We start from the raw sequence: 14,958 nt of genomic DNA on the forward strand, positions 1-14,958 counted from the left end.
CTTGGCCGCGAGGCGCCTTGCTTAGCGCAGGGCCTAGCGCTTTGCCATGGCCGATTTGATCAGGCCGGCAATGGCGGTGAGGACGCCGCCGCCGGCCAGCCCCGTCACTCCCTGCCCGGCCAGGGCGCCGAGATCGATGCCACCGGTCGTGCCGGCTGCGCCCGCCGCTGCACCGACCAGGGAATCAAGGCCCGGAATCTGGCTGGCCAGCCAGGTCCCGATCAGACCGCCGATAGCACCGACAATCGAATTGCCTGCGGTCCCCAGGTTGAGCGATTTGACCAATTGCCCGATGACATTGCCGCCGGCGCCGCCGGCAACCAGCTGCACCAGTAAAGGCACGATGACTTCCATGTGGTCCCCTCCCAATGAACAAGGCCCTCCGCCTTGCAACGGAGAAAGGCTACGCCCGTTTCCACCAGCGTGAAAGAGCCATCCTGCTGTCGCAGCATGTCAGCACTTTGCGGCAATTGAAGAAACCACCCGAACCAGCCTATGTTCTGCCCATGTCAAATCACCCGCTCGATGTATCCGCTCCACAAGGTGCCGTCGCTCTGGTCACCGGGGCCTCGGATCGCATCGGCGCCACCATTGCCCAGGCTCTGGCGCGCGCGGGATATGCGGTGGTGATCCACTATCGCAGCAATGCCGAGGGCGCCCGCGCCCTGCGCAAGGCCATCCAAGCCGATGGCGGCCGCGCGGCATTGGTGCGCGCCGATCTTGGCAAGCGCCGCCAGCGCCAGACCCTGGTCGAAAAGGCCGCCGCCTGCTTCGGGCCGCTGACGCTCCTGGTCAACAATGCCTCGCTATTCGATCCTGACAGCGCCCTCGATATCGACGAAGAAACCTGGGATCAGCATTTCGCCATCCATGCCGAGGCGCCGATTTTCCTCGCCCGCGACTTCGCCAATCAGCTGCCCAGGGGCACAGAGGGCAATATAATCAATATCGTCGACGAGCGGGTGCTCCACCCCAGCCCGGCCTATTTCAGCTACACCCTATCCAAGTCCGTGCTGTGGACGGCCACGCAGACCCTGGCGCAATCGCTGGCGCCCGATATTCGCGTCAACGCTATCGGCCCCGGCCCCGTCCTGCCGCATTCGCGCCAGAGCGAGGCGGAGTTCGAACGCGGCGTCAAAGCCCTGCCGCTGCAGCGCAATGCCGGGCCGGACGAGATTGCACAGGGCGTGCTGGCCATTCTGGCCCTGCCATCCATGACCGGGCAGATGCTGGCGCTGGATGGCGGCAAGCATCTCGAATTTTCGCCGAAACGCGGCCCTACACCCCGACAATGACTGAAGACCAGACCCCGCCCAAATCCGGCCCGGACGTGATCCGTGCCTTTGTCCGCACCCTCCCCGCAGCGCCGGGGGTCTATCGCATGCTCGATGCCGAGGGCGAGGTCATGTATGTGGGCAAAGCCCGCAATCTCAAGGCGCGCGTCACCAATTATACCCGTCCCGACGGGCTGGAACTGCGCCTGCAGCGCATGATCGCTTCGACCGTCAGCATGGAATTCGTCCGCACCGAGACGGAATCCGAGGCGCTGCTGCTCGAAGCGAACATGATCAAGCGCTTGAAGCCGCGCTACAATGTGCTGCTGCGCGACGACAAGAGCTTCCCCTATATCCTGATTGCCACCGATCACGAGGCGCCGGAGCTGACCAAGCATCGCGGCACCCGCCGCCGGCCTGGCCATTATTTCGGCCCGTTTGCTTCAGCAACCGCGGTGGGCCGCACTATTGCCAGCCTGCAAAAGGCGTTCCTGCTGCGCAACTGCTCGGACAGTTTCTACGCCGCCCGCACAAGGCCGTGCCTGCAATATCAGATCAAGCGCTGCGCCGGCCCCTGCACCCGCGAAATCGGCCTCGAGGCCTATGGCGAGCTGGTGGAGGACGCGCGGCAGTTTCTCTCCGGCAAATCGCGCAGCGTGCAGGAGCATTTGCAGGCCGACATGAACAAGGCGGCGGAGGACCTCGATTTCGAGCGCGCCGCCCTGATCCGCGACCGCCTCTCCGCATTGGCGCTGATCCAGTCGCAGGGTGACGCGACCGCTCGTTCGGTGGAAGAGGCCGATGTCTTTGCCATCCATCACGAAGGCGGGCAGTTCTGCGTGCAGGTGTTCTTCTTCCGCGCCTATCAGAACTGGGGCAATTACCCCTATCGCCCCCGCGCCGATGCAAGTCTCACCGATGCCGAAGTGCTGGAAGCCTTTATCGGCCAGTTCTACGAAAACCGCACTCCGGCCCGCCTGGTACTGATTTCGCATGAACTCAGCGAGCCGGACGTGATGGAAGAGGCCTTGAGCTCCCGCGCCGGGCGCCGGGTCTATATCGAACAGCCCAAGCGCGGCGAGAAGCGCGACCTGGTCAACCACGCGCTCAACAATGCCCGCGAGGCGCTGAGCCGCCAATTGGCGGAGGGCGCTTCGCACCGAACCCTGCTCGAAGGTGTCGCCGAAACCTTTGGTCTCGAAGACGTCCCGCGCCGCATCGAGGTCTATGACAACTCTCACATCTCCGGCACCAATATGGTCGGGGCGATGGTGGTCGCGGGCGAGGAAGGCTTCTCGAAAAAGCATTACCGCACTTTCAACATCAAATCCGACATCTCGGCCGGCGATGACTTCGGCATGATGCGCGAAGTGCTGACCCGTCGCTTCGCCCGACTGGCTGCCGAAAGCGAAACCGATGCCGAGGATGAAAATACCGGCATGCCCGACTGGCCCGATGTGGTGTTCATCGATGGTGGCGCCGGCCAGATGAGTGCAGTGCGCGGCGTCATCGCCGAATTGAATCTGCCCAAGGAAGTTACGTTCATCGGCATCGCCAAAGGCGAAGACCGCGATGCAGGTCGCGAAAAATTCTTCATGGAAGGCAAGGACGCCTTCATGCTGCCGCATCGCGATCCGGTGCTCTATTACGTGCAGCGCCTGCGCGACGAGGCCCACCGCTTCGCCATCGGCACCCACCGCGCCAAGCGCAAGAAGGACGTGGTGAAGAACCCGCTGGACGAAATCGAAGGCATCGGCCCGACCCGCAAGCGCTCGCTGCTCAACCATTTCGGTTCGGCCAAGGCTGTCGGCCGGGCATCCCTGGCCGACCTCGAGGCCGTTCCTACCATCTCCAAGGCCATGGCGCAGCTGATCTACGATCACTTCAACCGCAGCTAGAAAGTCGCGCCCTGCCGCATTGATGCCCAACTCGGCGGCACATTGACCCTTGTCATTCACAACAAGGTGTTCACCGCATGCGTTATCTGCTGCCCCTCGCCGTCCTTCTCGCCCTGCCGATGGCCGCCCATGCCCAGACTGCTGATGCGCCGGCCGAAGACGAAGTCGTCATCGAAGGCATCGGGCTTTCCCAAAACATTCCCTGCGAGGGACGCGATATCGGCATCTATGGTTCGGGCAACAAGATCGACCTCACAGGGACCTGCGGCAATGTCGTCGTCCATGGCGACAGTCACCAGGTATCGATCGAGAAGGCCAAGGCCCTGACGCTGTCGGGCGCCGATCACACCGTGTCGGCGGCAAGCATTGCCGATCTCTCGGTGCAGACAACCGGCCATGTCGTGACCGCCACGCTGGATGGAAACGGGGCACCGGCCAAGGTTCAGGTCAATGGGGCCGAACAGACGCTCAACCTGACTCTGGCCTCCGAAACCAGCATCGACATTGCCGGCACCGATCAGGTGGTGAACTGGTCGCTGGCCGACGGCGTCGCCGAGCCGAAGATCGAGATCGGCGGCATCGACAACGCCGTCAATCGCATCCCGTGATATCCGACTGGGCCGGCCGAGCGCCGGCCCTTACGTCTCGATGCACGCATTGATATCGAGTCGCAGCGCATCCGGGTCGCTGCTGACGAGATAATTCGGCAGCTGCATCGATAGCTCATCATTATAACTGCTAACCAAAGCGGCGACTGCGTCTTCCGAGAGACCGAGCCTGTCGAATTCCCGGAAGGCCGGCTGCAACCAGAGACGCGACAGGGCAATGGCATCGGGCGCGCTATCCGGATAGACGCCCATGGCATCGAGCAGGGCAATCGCCGTCGCACACCACATCGCCTGGTCCGTTTCGGCACTGAGCTGCTGCGCCGACACCGGTGAGAGCATGGCCGTCGCCGCCAGTGCAATCGTAAGTCGCCTCATTGCCGGTCCTCCCTTTCTGCCTTTCGACGCATAGGGGCTGGGGTCAGCGGCATCAGCCCCCGATCAGGGGCGAATGCGACCAAAGTCGGGACTCGACATCCATGAAACGGCCCGCTAGGGTTTGCGCCATGATCAACGCAGCGACCTTTTATTGGTACTTTAGCTATCCGCTCCCGGCGGAGGCTATTGCGCGCGCGTCCTGATCCCGACAAGACCAGACCAAATCGCAAGCCAGCCGCCCGACTTCCGAGGCGGCTTTTTTGTGGCCCCTCGTGTCAGACCTACCGAGGACCACCAGAATGCTCAAATCCACCGACGACCTGCGCATTACCGAAATAAAACCGCTGACCACCCCCATCGAGGTGATGCGTCAGCACCCGCGCACCGATGCTGCGACCCGCACCGTGCTGGCGGCCCGCCACGCCTTCCACAATATCTTGACCGGCCAGGACGACCGCCTGGCCGTTGTCGTAGGGCCCTGCTCCATCCATGACCCCAAGGCGGCCATGGACTATGCCCACCGCCTTAACGCCCTGCGCGCAGAGCTGGGCGATCGGCTCGAAATCATCATGCGCGTCTATTTCGAAAAGCCGCGGACCACGGTCGGCTGGAAGGGCCTGATCAACGATCCCGACCTCGACGGCAGCTTCAACATCACTCAGGGCCTGCACACGGCGCGCGCTTTGCTGCTCGACATCAACAATCTCGGCCTGCCCGCCGCAGCCGAATTCCTCGATATGACGACGCCGCAATATATTGCCGATCTCGTCTCCTGGGCTGCCATCGGCGCCCGCACCACCGAGAGCCAAATCCACCGCGAGCTGGCCTCGGGCCTCTCCTGCCCGGTCGGCTTCAAGAATGGCACTGATGGCAATGTGAAGATCGCCTTCGACGCCGTCCTGTCGGCCTCGCATCCGCACCATTTCCTCGCCGTCACCAAGGATGGGCGTTCCGCCATCGCTGCCACCACGGGCAACGAAGACGGGCACATCATCCTGCGCGGCGGCAAGACCACCAATTACGATGCCCAAAGCGTCGACGCTGCCGCCCAGGTCGCCATCAAGGCCGGCCTCAACCCGGCCATCATGGTGGATGCCAGCCACGCCAATTCGTCGAAAAATCCGGAAAACCAGCCGCTGGTTCTCGCCGATATCGGCAGCCAGCTGGCCAATGGCGACAAGCGCATCATCGGCGTGATGGTGGAGTCCAACCTCGTGGCCGGACGGCAGGATCTGGTGCGGGGCAAGGCGCTGGTCTACGGCCAGTCCATCACCGATGGCTGCATCGACTGGGATACCACGGTCACGGCCCTACGCGCACTGGCCGAAGCGGTGGAGCAGCGCCGCAGGGTCAATGCTCAGGCGGTTGCGTAACCCCCACCTAACCTCCCCCTGAAACAGGGGGAGGGACCGATCGCGTATGCGGGCCTCTCAGCGTGCAGCTCTGCTCCTCCCCCTGTTTCAGGGGGAGGCGGGGTGGGGGCCGGCGCAAACCCAAACTGCATCGCTCGTCGCCCCTTGACCCCTCGCGCCCATTCCTGTTCTGTCCCCTCATGGCCAGAAACCCGCTCTTTCTCATCCCGAACATCATCACCATTGCCCGCATCCTTTCGATCATACCGATCGTCTGGCTGGTGATGGATGGCAGCATCACAATGCGCATCATTGCGCTGGTGCTCTATGTCCTGGCGGCCGCCAGCGACTGGGTGGATGGCTATCTCGCGCGGGCCCTGGGGCAGTATTCCGACCTGGGGCGCATGCTCGATCCCATTGCCGACAAATTGCTGGTGGGCATTCTCATCACCGCCCTGGCCTGGGACGGCAGCCTTTCCGGCTGGGACATGATTCCAGTCGTCGCCATTCTGTTCCGCGAATTCTTCGTCTCCGGGCTGCGCGAATTTCTCGGCAATACCGCCGTGGTGCTGCCGGTCAGCCAGTTGGCGAAGTGGAAGACCACCATCCAGCTGATTGCCCTGGGCATCATTCTGCTCGAACGCATCGTGCCGGGTCTTGGCCTTGTCTCCGATGTAGTGCTGTGGGCCGCTGGCCTGATCACGCTCTGGACCGGCTGGAATTACCTGCGCGCCTCCTGGCCGCATCTGTCGGGAACCGGCAAGTGAAGATCCTTTATTTCGCCTGGCTGCGCGAACGACTGAATCGCGCCAGCGACGAAGTCGATCCGCCACCTGAAGTGGTGACGCTGGCCGATCTGGTGACCTGGCTGCGCCAAAACGATGAGGCGCTGGACATGGCCATGGAAAACCCAGCCATCTTCAAACTCTCGATCGACGCCCATATCCGGCCCTGGGATACGCCGATAACAGGCGCGCGCGAAGTGGCCATCCTGCCGCCGATGACCGGCGGATAGGATGATCCGGGTCACGGAGGACAGGTTCGATCCCGGCCAGGAAGCCAATGACTTTCAGGCGGCTCATCTCGAGGCCGGGGCCATGGTGACCTTTACCGGTCTCGTGCGCTCACATCCGGAGGCACCGATCTCGGCGCTGATCCTCGAATGCTATCCGCAACTGGCCGAAAACGAGATCGCGGCTCTGCGCGAGCAGGCGATTCAGCGTTTCGGCCTCGCCGATGCCGGGATCATCCATCGCTATGGCCGCCTGGTGCCGGGGGAGCCGATCATGATGGTGATGACGCTCTCAGCCCACCGCCAGGCTGCATTCGATGCGGCCCAGTTCCTGATGGACTACCTCAAGACCGATGCGCCTTTCTGGAAGCAGGAGGAAACGCCGGCGGGCCTGCAATGGGTGGCGGCGAAGGCCGAGGACGACAATGCGCAGCAGCGCTGGTCGCAATAACCCCCTCATCCGGCGCTACGCGCCACCTTCTCCCCAAGAGGGAGAAGAATGGACCGCTGCCCGCTCTGTTCCGCTCCTCCTCGGGGAGAGGGTGGATCGGCCATAGGCCGAGACGGGTGAGGGCGCGCCGTCAATAAACAAAAAAGCCGGGCACGACAGCCCGGCCTTTCAAACTCAATGGCGCGATCTTACTCCGCCGCTGCCCGCTTGGGCTGGACCGCGGCCGAATAGGCGTCGATCAGGGTGCGGCAGCCATCGGCCGGAGTGAACTTATAGTCGCCGATCACCGAGACGGGGGTGACTTCCGCGGCCGTGCCGGTCAGGAAGCACTCGTCAAACTGGCTCAGTTCCTCGGGCATGATATGGCGTTCGGTAACGGTGAAGCCATTTTCCTTGGCCAGCGCAATCAGCGTCTGGCGGGTGATGCCGTTAAGGAAACAATCCGGCTTGGGCGTAGTGATGTCCTTGCCCTTGATGAAGAACACATTGGCGCCGGTGGCCTCGGCCACATAGCCCCGATAGTCGAGCATCAGCGCATCGGCATAGCCATTGGCCATGGCCGCATCCTTGGACAGGGTGCAGATCATGTAGAGGCCGGCGGCCTTGGCCGAGGACGGGATAGTCTCGGGCGACGGGCGCTTCCACTTGCTCCATTCGAGGCGAATGCCCTTGAGCTTTTCCTCGACCGAGAAATAGCTGGGCCAGATCCAGGCGGCGATCGCCACATGGACCTTGTTGTTGCGGGCAGGAACGCTCAGCTCCTCCGAGCCGCGCCAGGCGACAGGACGGATATAGGCATCGACCAGGCCGTTCTTTTCCAGAACCAGACGCTTGGCGGCCTCGATCTCGTCAACGCTATAGGGGAACGGCATGTCGAGCGTCGCGGCCGAGCGAATCAGGCGCTCGGTATGCTCGCGCGACTTGAAGATCTCGCCGCCGTAAGCGCGTTCGCCTTCGAATACCGAAGAGGCATAATGCAAGCCGTGCGTCAGCACATGGATCTTTGCATCTTTCCACGGTTTGAGTTCGCCGTCGAACCAGATCCAGCCATCACGCTGGTCCATGGGCACGCCTGCCATGTTCCTCTCCAGAGTTTAGATTTTACCGCCATGTCGAAATGGCTATTTGCTCAATCATGCCCCAGGGCCGTACCCTTGGCAAACCAGAATGGCTTTGGGATAAGACAACGAAGCGGTGATTTTGGAGAGACAATGACAGCGCAGCAGAAAAATGTCAACAAAGCTGACATAAATCCGGCTGTGCATGGCCATCCCGATCTCCCGCTCGACGTGATGGGACTGTTTTTCTTCGCCTATCGCGATTTCACCGGCGATGCCGATGCCCTGCTCGACCGCCAGGGCTTCGGGCGAGCCCACCATCGCGTGCTCTATTTCGTCAATCTGCGTCCCGGCATGCCGGTGGCCGATCTGCTCGACATTCTAAAGATCACCAAACAAAGCCTCGCACGTGTCCTCCGCCAGCTGATCGACAACGGCTATATCGAGCAATTGCCCGGTCATGCCGACCGCCGTCAGCGGCTATTATACGCCACCGACAAGGGGCGGGAGTTTTTTGCCCGCCTGTCCGCCAGTCAGGCGAGCCGCATCGATGCTTCGTTTGCCACCTTGCCTCCGGAAGCGGCCGAAATGGTGCGGCGCTTCCTCGTCGGCATGGTCAATGCCGATGACCACACCGTGCTGGATCGACTGAGCCTCACCGCCAATCTCTAATGTCGGCCCGCCTAAACTCCCGACACATCGAGAAAATGTGACAGGGCCGGCGCGGCGAAAACCGCAAAAAACTGTAGATTGCTGCACGCTTAGGGTAAAAATCCCAATACCTTCCCCCTCGGGATAGAGACCACCCTTCACCGGTCGAACAGGCTGTTCACCAGTGCATACCAGGGGGCTCTAAAATTCCACATCGTTCTATAGAACTGGAGAGACTGCGGCTGGAAACGGCAAAACTCTTTCAGGCCGCGCGACAGGAAAGCGCCGCGGGGCGAGATGCCGATGCCATCGCGCTGCTGCGTTCGGCGCTGGCGCTGGCAACGCTGACCGGAGACGATGATCGTCTCGGAGACCTCAATGCGGCAATCGGTGCCGCCTTCATCCGCGAGGATATCCGCCAGTCGGACACGACGCAGGACCATCTGGGGGCAGCGATCGAGACCCTGCGTGCGGCCCTCGAAATCACCTCGACAACCGGCGCCAGCGCCGATGCCGCCACCATGATCAATCTGGCGATCGCCTATGCGCGCCGCTTCCGCCGCGATGGCAATCGCACCGACCTGATGGCGGCCCATATCGAGCTGGACAGCGCCGAGCAGGAGATCCGAAAAGCTGGCGATAGCGCGCTGAGCACTCAGATCAGGGCCATCCGCTCGAGTTTGGGGGCGCGGGATAAAGTGATGAACTAAGCCCCTCAGCCCCGACCCAACTCCTCGCTGCGCTGCCGGGCGGCGGCAACCGCCTTTTCCATCAATGGCGTCAGCCCGTCGGGCGCCATCAGCACGGCCAGAGCGGCAGCTGTGGTGCCATTCGGGGAGGTCACGTTCTGGCGCAAGACACTAGCCGGCGCCGGATCGGCTTCGAGCAGAGCCGCAGCGCCAATGACCGTCTGACGGGCCAGCTTCATCGCCACATGCTCGGGGAGACCCTGTGCCTGTCCGGCAGCGGCAAGGGCTTCGACGAGATTGAAGACATAGGCCGGGCCAGAACCGGAGACCGCCGTGACGGCATCGAGATCGCTCTCGGCGTCGAACCAGACCACCGGCCCGGCAGCAGCCAGCAAGGCATCGGCATTGCCGCGATCATCGTGCCCAACCTCTGGACCGGCGACGGCGCCGGTAATGCCCTTGCCCAACTGGGCGGGCGTATTGGGCATGGTGCGAACGATGCGGCCGGTGCCCAACCCTTCGGAAAGCCGGGCGATGGAAATGCCGGCGGCGATGGAGAGCACCAGTGTCTGCGGGCCCACGACCGGCAGCAGCCCTGCCATCACTGGCCCGATGATCTGCGGCTTGACTGCCAGCACCAGGACGTTGGGAACGAGGCCCGAGGCCTGACTGTTGATGACGAGATCATAATCGTCGGCCAGCACCCTGGCATCGTCGCTCGGTGCCGGATCGACCAGCACCAGACTGCTGGGCGGCAGGCCGGCATCCAGCCAGCCGCGGGCCATGGCCAGACCCATTTTCCCGGCCCCGACGAGCATGACCGGTCCGAGATTGCGCAAGGAAGACATCAGGCTTCACCCACTGTTTCGAACATCACATGGCTGAGCGCGTCGGCCGCCGACTTGCCGGCCCACACCACGAACTGGAAGGCCTGGTAATAGAGGTCGCAGCTATCGGTGGCAGAACGCAGCAGGGCCTCGCATTGTTGCGGGGAAACGTCGGCGCCGCCGGTCAAGAGATGCGAGTTGCGGAACAGCACCACGCCCTCCTTGTTCCAGATGTCGAAATGGCCGATCCAGAGCTGTTCATTGATCAGGCTGATCAACTGTCTCACTTCGGAACGCCGGGCATCGGGCACCTTGAGGTCGAAGGCACAGGCGATGTGGAGCGACTCGAGGTCTTCCATCCAGTTGAAGGAGACATGGTAATCGCTCCAGCCGCCGCGCACCGAGATGGAGATTTCGTCGGCATCCTGGCGCTCGAATGTCCAGTCGTTGATCGATGCGATGTGCTCGACAAGGTCCACCGGATGGGACGACCGATCGGGCTCGTATTCAATCAATGACATAAGCGGATTCCGTCCTCGTAGGCGCTGTTGATCTGCTTGCGGCAAGAATGCGCCGCGCGATACTGGCGTGTAAGCGGGGAACAGGTCGCGCCCCCCTCCGGGGTCTACGAATCGTCCACGAGGACAAATCTACACCGCGTTCCTGATTCAGGGGACGCGGGCGGACGCGATGGGGGCAATCTCTTGTGGATGACGATGGGCCGCAAAGTCTTAACAGGCCGTTAAGTCCAAGAGCGGCGCCGATTTAGCGGCGTTTACCAATTGTTAGGCTGCATCAGCCAGGCAGCGCCGTCCCGAGCACCCCGGGACTGGGAGGCCTAAAACAAATGCTCGGGGCCGGCCCAGCCGAAGCGGATGGCCTCGGCCCATTGCGGGAAGCCGTTGGCTTCGGCCATGCGTGCCGCAGCTTCGGTATCATAGGGGATGGCCACCAATGCCGTCTGCCACCCGGCGCGACGCTGTTCGAGGATGGCATAATGGGCATCGGGGGAGCCGCGCACCAATTGCATGCCCACCGAGCCGGGATTGACGATCAGCCTTCCGTCGCGGAGCCGGACGGTCCGGGGCACATGGGTGTGGCCGCAAAGCATGACGTCGGCGGTGAGGCCCAGGGCCGCGCTGGTCACTTCGGCTTCCGACGGCAGAGTGGTGGTGCGGCCCTTGTAGAAATTGTCGAGCCAGGGAATTTCGTCGCCCTGTGGCGCGCCGTGGCAAAGATAGATGTCGGTGCCCAGACGAGCCTCGGCGCCCTGCCCCGCCAGCCACTCGATTTGCGTCGGCGTCAGCAGGTTGCGGGCGAAAATATCGACGGCGCCGGCGCGTGCACCCTGTGCGTCCAGCACCCAGCGATCATGATTGCCCTGGATGCAGAGGGCGCCCAGCCCCATCAGCCGCTCGGCGGCGCCGGCCGGATCGATGGGGCCGCTGACATGGTCGCCGAGGCACAGGACGGCATCGAAACTGTGCCGCGCCAGATCCTCGAGCACCGCATCGAGTGCCGGGCTGTTACCATGGACATCGGAAAGAACGGCGAGCCGCAAGGATCAGACCGCAGGCTTGTCGCCACCGCGCAGCGCGGCGAGTTCCTTGCGCAGCGCATCGATTTCTTCGCCCTGCACCTGGACCAGTTCACGCAAGGCGTCGAATTCCTCGCGCTTGACCAATTCCATGTCGTTGATGATTCTCTGGGCCTGCGACTTGACCACCGTCTCGACCTCGCGGCGAACGCCATCGGCAACGCCTGCGGCCTCGTTCATCACCCGGCCCAGCCCGTCGAAAATCCTGTTGTTCTGGTTCATGGCAGTTCCAATTCCTTGAGAGGCGGCCCGCAGGGCTCAGCAATGCTTGATATGTAGGCCAGCCATCCCGACTTGACCAGACCAGGCGAAGCGGCAATGGTCCGCGCCAGCACAGAGGACCGCCCTTGCCCTTCCCCAATATTCACCCCATCGCCTTTTCCATCGGCCCCGTGGATATCCGCTGGTATGCGCTGGGCTATCTGTTCGGCGTGCTGCTGGGCGCCGCCTATGGCTGGCTGCTGCTGCGCAATGAGCGGCTGTGGCATCGGGGCACGCCGCCCTTCAAGGCCAATGACATCTGGGACTTCGCCTTCTGGGCCATGCTGGCCATCGTGATCGGCGGCCGCACCGGCTATGTGCTGTTCTACGACTTCCAGCAATACGCCCAGGACCCTATCCAGGTGTTCAACACTCTGGATGGCGGCATGTCCTATCATGGCGGCATGATCGGGCTGATGCTGGCAGCGATCCTGTTCACCCGGTCCAAGGGTGGCAATTGGCTCTCGGCGCTCGACCTGATGGGGGCCGTGGCCACTATCGGCATCTTCCTTGTGCGCATCGCCAATTTCATCAATTCCGAGCTCTATGGCGCGCCCACCGACCTGCCCTGGGGCGTGGTGTTCCCGACCGACCCGCTGCAGGTCGCCCGCCATCCCAGCCAGCTCTATGAAGCGGCAATGGAGGGACTGCTGCTGTTCCTCATCATTCGCGTGGCGACACACGTGTTCTACGCCCTGCGCAAGCCGGGCCTCGTCGCCGGCATATTCGGCATCGGCTATGGGGTCTCGCGCATTCTTGTGGAACTGGTTCGCCTGCCCGATATCCAGATCGGCTATCTCTATGGCGGTTGGCTGACCATGGGCATGGTCTTGAGCCTGCCCATGGTTGTCGCGGGGCTGGGTCTGGTGATCTTTGCGCTGACCCGCCCGGAGAACAAGCTGCGCCCTTGAACGGCGGGATTTGAACACCCCTCCTGCCCCGACAAATCGGAATTATTGACGTGAACCCGACCCTTTCGCTTTCCGACCAGATCGACCTGCAGATTCGCACCACGGGGCCCATTTCGGTGGCAACCTATATGGGCCTCTGCCTGACGCATCCGACCAAGGGCTATTATCGTGCCCAGAACGCCGTCGGCGCCGATGGCGATTTCATCACCGCGCCGGAGATTTCGCAGATGTTCGGCGAGTTGATCGGGTTTTTCCTGGTCAATCTCTGGCAACAGATGGACGAGCCAAAGCCCTTTACCCTGCTGGAGCTGGGGCCGGGGCGCGGCACGCTGATGGCCGATATCATGCGCGTTGCCTGTCGCGCGCCGGGCTTTCGCGAGGCGGTGCAATTGCGGTTGTTCGAAACCAGCCCGGTGCTGATCGCTCAGCAGAAGCAGCGCCTGGCTGCGTATGATGCGCAATGGATCGAGTCCTTCGACCAGTTGGGCGATACCCCGCTCATGGTGGTGGCCAATGAATTCTTCGATGCGCTGCCGATCCGACAGTTCGTGCGCAAGGATGACGGCTGGCATGAGCGCCAGATCGGCCTGGCCGATGGCCAGCGCGTCTTCGGCCTGTCGCCGACGCCGATTCCAGCCGAGTCCATGCCGCCTGCGGCGGCGGATGCAGCGCCGGACAGTGTGTTCGAGGTGCATTTTGCCAGCGGCGAAGTGATGTCCCGCCTGTCCCGCGCCATTGCCCGCCAGGGTGGCGCCATGCTGGCCATCGACTATGGCTATGCCCACAGCCAGACCGGCGAAACGCTGCAGGGCGTGCGCAACCACGCTTTCGCCGATGTCCTGTCCGATCCCGGCGCGGTCGATCTCTCTGCCCATGTCGATTTTGCCGTGCTCGGCGGCGCCGCACGTCAGGCGGGGCTTGCGGCCCAGCCGCTGGTCACCCAAGGCGAATTTTTGACCCGGCTTGGCATAGGCGAACGGGCAAGCGCCCTGGCCCGGGCCAATCCCGAGGCCGCCGCCGATGTGCGCCTGGCCGAGGAGCGGCTGACCAGCGCCCAGCAGATGGGCGAGCTTTTCAAGGTGTTCTGCGCCCATAGTCCGGGCCTGGTGCCGCCGGGATTTGTGGCGTGACTGGGTTCAGCACCAGCACTGGACTTGCTGCCGTGCCGCATGGCTTTTTCGGCCGCGAAGGCGGGGCGTCGCTGGGCGATTTCGCGGGCAATAATATGTCGACCGCCGTGGGCGACGATGCCGAAGCGGTGGCGGCCAATCGCGCCGGGGCGCTGGCGGCACTCGGCTTTGCGCCCGATGCCCTCTGCCTGTTACGGCAAGTGCATTCGGCCCGGGTCGAGACCATTACCGGCCCCATCGCGCCCGGCACGATCGAGGCCGACGCCATGGTCACCGACCGGCCCGGTCTGGTGCTGGGCATTCTCACCGCCGACTGCACGCCGATTCTCTTGGCCGACGCCGAGGCCGGGGTGGTCGGGGCGGCCCATGCCGGCTGGCGGGGCGCGGTGGACGGCATTGCAGCGGCGACCGTAAAAGCCATGGTGACGCTGGGGGCCGAGCCATCGCGGATCACCGCCGCGATTGGGCCCACCATTACCCAGCCCAATTACGAAGTGGGCGAGCAATTCCGCGCCGATGTGCTGGCCCTTCACCCCGATGCCGACCGCTATTTTGTGACGCCGCCGGGCGGCAAGCCGCATTTCGACCTGCCAGGGCTGGTCGAGGAGCAGTTGCGCGCCGCCGGAATCGCGACGGTCGAGCGCGTGGGTGGCTGCACCTATGGCCAGCCGGAGCGCTATTTCTCGCATCGCTTCGCCACCCATCGCGGAACGGGCACCGGGCGGCAGATTGCCCTGGTTGCAACCCGGTAACCCATTTTCTTCTGTCATCCATTTGTTGCGTTGTCAGGCAGGCAGCGACAAGCTAAAGCTGCCCGCGAAACTGGATGGTCCTCCCCCAGGACCCGTTGAGACAGGATCGCGT

At 63.2% G+C, this 14,958-nt stretch carries 19 protein-coding genes; 11 read left to right on the forward strand and 8 right to left on the reverse strand.

From position 1 onward, the window contains the following. Positions 1 to 33: 33 nt before the first annotated feature. Positions 34 to 354: a hypothetical protein gene (locus tag BGO80_RS04545; RefSeq protein ID WP_286719405.1), complete on the reverse strand. Its 321-nt coding sequence runs from the start codon at positions 352 to 354 to the stop codon at positions 34 to 36. Between the two features lie 152 nt (positions 355 to 506). On the opposite strand from BGO80_RS04545, the gene BGO80_RS04550 reads away from it, so the two are divergent. The 3 genes from BGO80_RS04550 to BGO80_RS04560 all read left to right on the forward strand — a co-directional run bounded on the left by BGO80_RS04550 (position 507) and on the right by BGO80_RS04560 (position 3,780). Then, positions 507 to 1,295 (forward strand): SDR family oxidoreductase, encoded by a 789-nt coding sequence (locus BGO80_RS04550; RefSeq protein WP_286719617.1) that lies wholly within the window; start codon positions 507 to 509, stop codon positions 1,293 to 1,295. Then, the gene (uvrC, locus tag BGO80_RS04555; protein ID WP_286719406.1) at positions 1,292 to 3,172 is read left to right on the forward strand and encodes an excinuclease ABC subunit UvrC; all 1,881 of its coding nucleotides are present in this window, start codon (positions 1,292 to 1,294) and stop codon (positions 3,170 to 3,172) included. Before BGO80_RS04550 ends, uvrC begins: the two co-directional genes overlap by 4 nt. Before the next feature lie 77 nt (positions 3,173 to 3,249). Next, positions 3,250 to 3,780 carry a DUF3060 domain-containing protein gene (locus BGO80_RS04560; protein WP_286719408.1) on the forward strand — a complete coding sequence of 177 codons (531 nt, stop codon included), beginning with the start codon at positions 3,250 to 3,252 and terminating at the stop codon, positions 3,778 to 3,780. A gap of 30 nt (positions 3,781 to 3,810) precedes the next feature. Here the strand turns inward: BGO80_RS04560 and BGO80_RS04565 are convergent, their stop codons facing one another. After that, complete coding sequence (locus tag BGO80_RS04565; RefSeq protein WP_286719410.1) at positions 3,811 to 4,155, reverse strand: hypothetical protein; 345 nt, start codon at positions 4,153 to 4,155, stop codon at positions 3,811 to 3,813. A gap of 299 nt (positions 4,156 to 4,454) precedes the next feature. Here BGO80_RS04565 and BGO80_RS04570 point away from each other — a divergent pair, with 299 nt between their 5' ends. From BGO80_RS04570 to BGO80_RS04585, 4 genes are all read left to right on the forward strand, one after another. Continuing rightward, the gene (locus tag BGO80_RS04570; RefSeq protein WP_286719412.1) at positions 4,455 to 5,528 is read left to right on the forward strand and encodes a 3-deoxy-7-phosphoheptulonate synthase; all 1,074 of its coding nucleotides are present in this window, start codon (positions 4,455 to 4,457) and stop codon (positions 5,526 to 5,528) included. 179 nt (positions 5,529 to 5,707) lie between these two features. Next, positions 5,708 to 6,274 (forward strand): CDP-diacylglycerol--glycerol-3-phosphate 3-phosphatidyltransferase, encoded by a 567-nt coding sequence (gene pgsA, locus BGO80_RS04575; protein WP_126151102.1) that lies wholly within the window; start codon positions 5,708 to 5,710, stop codon positions 6,272 to 6,274. After that, the gene (locus BGO80_RS04580; RefSeq protein ID WP_286719415.1) at positions 6,271 to 6,522 is read left to right on the forward strand and encodes a MoaD/ThiS family protein; all 252 of its coding nucleotides are present in this window, start codon (positions 6,271 to 6,273) and stop codon (positions 6,520 to 6,522) included. The genes pgsA and BGO80_RS04580 overlap by 4 nt, the downstream gene beginning before the upstream one ends. Before the next feature lies 1 nt (position 6,523). Then, entirely contained in the window at positions 6,524 to 6,970 is a 447-nt protein-coding gene (locus BGO80_RS04585) for a molybdenum cofactor biosynthesis protein MoaE (protein WP_286719416.1), read from the forward strand. Between the two features lie 188 nt (positions 6,971 to 7,158). On the opposite strand, the gene BGO80_RS04590 is transcribed toward BGO80_RS04585, so the two are convergent. After that, positions 7,159 to 8,049 carry a branched-chain amino acid aminotransferase gene (locus BGO80_RS04590; RefSeq protein ID WP_126151105.1) on the reverse strand — a complete coding sequence of 297 codons (891 nt, stop codon included), beginning with the start codon at positions 8,047 to 8,049 and terminating at the stop codon, positions 7,159 to 7,161. Positions 8,050 to 8,262: 213 nt separating this feature from the next. Between BGO80_RS04590 and BGO80_RS04595 the strand changes: the two genes are divergently transcribed. Beyond that, entirely contained in the window at positions 8,263 to 8,700 is a 438-nt protein-coding gene (locus BGO80_RS04595) for a MarR family winged helix-turn-helix transcriptional regulator (protein ID WP_126151208.1), read from the forward strand. 137 nt (positions 8,701 to 8,837) lie between these two features. Here BGO80_RS04595 and BGO80_RS04600 read toward each other — a convergent pair whose 3' ends face one another. The 5 genes from BGO80_RS04600 to BGO80_RS04620 form a co-directional block, all read right to left on the reverse strand. Beyond that, a complete protein-coding gene (locus tag BGO80_RS04600) occupies positions 8,838 to 9,275 on the reverse strand; it encodes a hypothetical protein (protein WP_286719418.1) in 438 nt (145 codons plus the stop codon). Positions 9,276 to 9,394: 119 nt separating this feature from the next. Continuing rightward, positions 9,395 to 10,216 carry a pyrroline-5-carboxylate reductase gene (gene proC, locus BGO80_RS04605; RefSeq protein WP_286719419.1) on the reverse strand — a complete coding sequence of 274 codons (822 nt, stop codon included), beginning with the start codon at positions 10,214 to 10,216 and terminating at the stop codon, positions 9,395 to 9,397. Continuing rightward, positions 10,216 to 10,716 carry a type III secretion system chaperone family protein gene (locus BGO80_RS04610; protein WP_126151108.1) on the reverse strand — a complete coding sequence of 167 codons (501 nt, stop codon included), beginning with the start codon at positions 10,714 to 10,716 and terminating at the stop codon, positions 10,216 to 10,218. Before BGO80_RS04610 ends, proC begins: the two co-directional genes overlap by 1 nt. Positions 10,717 to 11,033: 317 nt before the next feature. Continuing rightward, entirely contained in the window at positions 11,034 to 11,756 is a 723-nt protein-coding gene (locus BGO80_RS04615; protein WP_286719422.1) for a metallophosphoesterase family protein, read from the reverse strand. 3 nt (positions 11,757 to 11,759) lie between these two features. Then, positions 11,760 to 12,014: an accessory factor UbiK family protein gene (locus BGO80_RS04620; RefSeq protein ID WP_126151110.1), complete on the reverse strand. Its 255-nt coding sequence runs from the start codon at positions 12,012 to 12,014 to the stop codon at positions 11,760 to 11,762. A 125-nt stretch (positions 12,015 to 12,139) separates the two neighbouring features. Between BGO80_RS04620 and lgt the strand changes: the two genes are divergently transcribed. Genes lgt through pgeF form a run of 3 tightly spaced genes read left to right on the forward strand, consistent with a single transcriptional unit; the run spans position 12,140 to position 14,846 of the window. Next, a complete protein-coding gene (gene lgt / locus BGO80_RS04625; RefSeq protein ID WP_286719424.1) occupies positions 12,140 to 12,964 on the forward strand; it encodes a prolipoprotein diacylglyceryl transferase in 825 nt (274 codons plus the stop codon). Between the two features lie 50 nt (positions 12,965 to 13,014). Next, positions 13,015 to 14,094, forward strand: a complete 1,080-nt coding sequence (locus BGO80_RS04630) for a class I SAM-dependent methyltransferase (RefSeq protein ID WP_286719426.1) — start codon at positions 13,015 to 13,017, stop codon at positions 14,092 to 14,094. Then, positions 14,091 to 14,846: a peptidoglycan editing factor PgeF gene (gene pgeF, locus BGO80_RS04635; RefSeq protein ID WP_286719427.1), complete on the forward strand. Its 756-nt coding sequence runs from the start codon at positions 14,091 to 14,093 to the stop codon at positions 14,844 to 14,846. The genes BGO80_RS04630 and pgeF overlap by 4 nt, the downstream gene beginning before the upstream one ends. The last annotated feature ends 112 nt before the right edge of the window (positions 14,847 to 14,958 follow it).

The sequence above is a fragment of the Devosia sp. 63-57 genome, from assembly GCF_001899045.1.
Taxonomy (GTDB): domain Bacteria; phylum Pseudomonadota; class Alphaproteobacteria; order Rhizobiales; family Devosiaceae; genus Devosia; species Devosia equisanguinis.

Bases quoted from the DNA above. Each gene is read 5' to 3' on its own strand.
- BGO80_RS04545 (WP_286719405.1), bottom strand. From the start codon at position 354: ATGGAAGTCATCGTGCCTTTACTGGTGCAGCTGGTTGCCGGCGGCGCC.
- BGO80_RS04550 (WP_286719617.1), top strand. From the start codon at position 507: ATGTCAAATCACCCGCTCGATGTATCCGCTCCACAAGGTGCCGTCGCT.
- uvrC (WP_286719406.1), top strand. From the start codon at position 1,292: ATGACTGAAGACCAGACCCCGCCCAAATCCGGCCCGGACGTGATCCGT.
- BGO80_RS04560 (WP_286719408.1), top strand. From the start codon at position 3,250: ATGCGTTATCTGCTGCCCCTCGCCGTCCTTCTCGCCCTGCCGATGGCC.
- BGO80_RS04565 (WP_286719410.1), bottom strand. From the start codon at position 4,155: ATGAGGCGACTTACGATTGCACTGGCGGCGACGGCCATGCTCTCACCG.
- BGO80_RS04570 (WP_286719412.1), top strand. From the start codon at position 4,455: ATGCTCAAATCCACCGACGACCTGCGCATTACCGAAATAAAACCGCTG.
- pgsA (WP_126151102.1), top strand. From the start codon at position 5,708: ATGGCCAGAAACCCGCTCTTTCTCATCCCGAACATCATCACCATTGCC.
- BGO80_RS04585 (WP_286719416.1), top strand. From the start codon at position 6,524: ATGATCCGGGTCACGGAGGACAGGTTCGATCCCGGCCAGGAAGCCAAT.
- BGO80_RS04590 (WP_126151105.1), bottom strand. From the start codon at position 8,049: ATGGCAGGCGTGCCCATGGACCAGCGTGATGGCTGGATCTGGTTCGAC.
- BGO80_RS04595 (WP_126151208.1), top strand. From the start codon at position 8,263: ATGGGACTGTTTTTCTTCGCCTATCGCGATTTCACCGGCGATGCCGAT.
- BGO80_RS04600 (WP_286719418.1), bottom strand. From the start codon at position 9,275: ATGGGCCGCCATCAGGTCGGTGCGATTGCCATCGCGGCGGAAGCGGCG.
- proC (WP_286719419.1), bottom strand. From the start codon at position 10,216: ATGTCTTCCTTGCGCAATCTCGGACCGGTCATGCTCGTCGGGGCCGGG.
- BGO80_RS04610 (WP_126151108.1), bottom strand. From the start codon at position 10,716: ATGTCATTGATTGAATACGAGCCCGATCGGTCGTCCCATCCGGTGGAC.
- BGO80_RS04620 (WP_126151110.1), bottom strand. From the start codon at position 12,014: ATGAACCAGAACAACAGGATTTTCGACGGGCTGGGCCGGGTGATGAAC.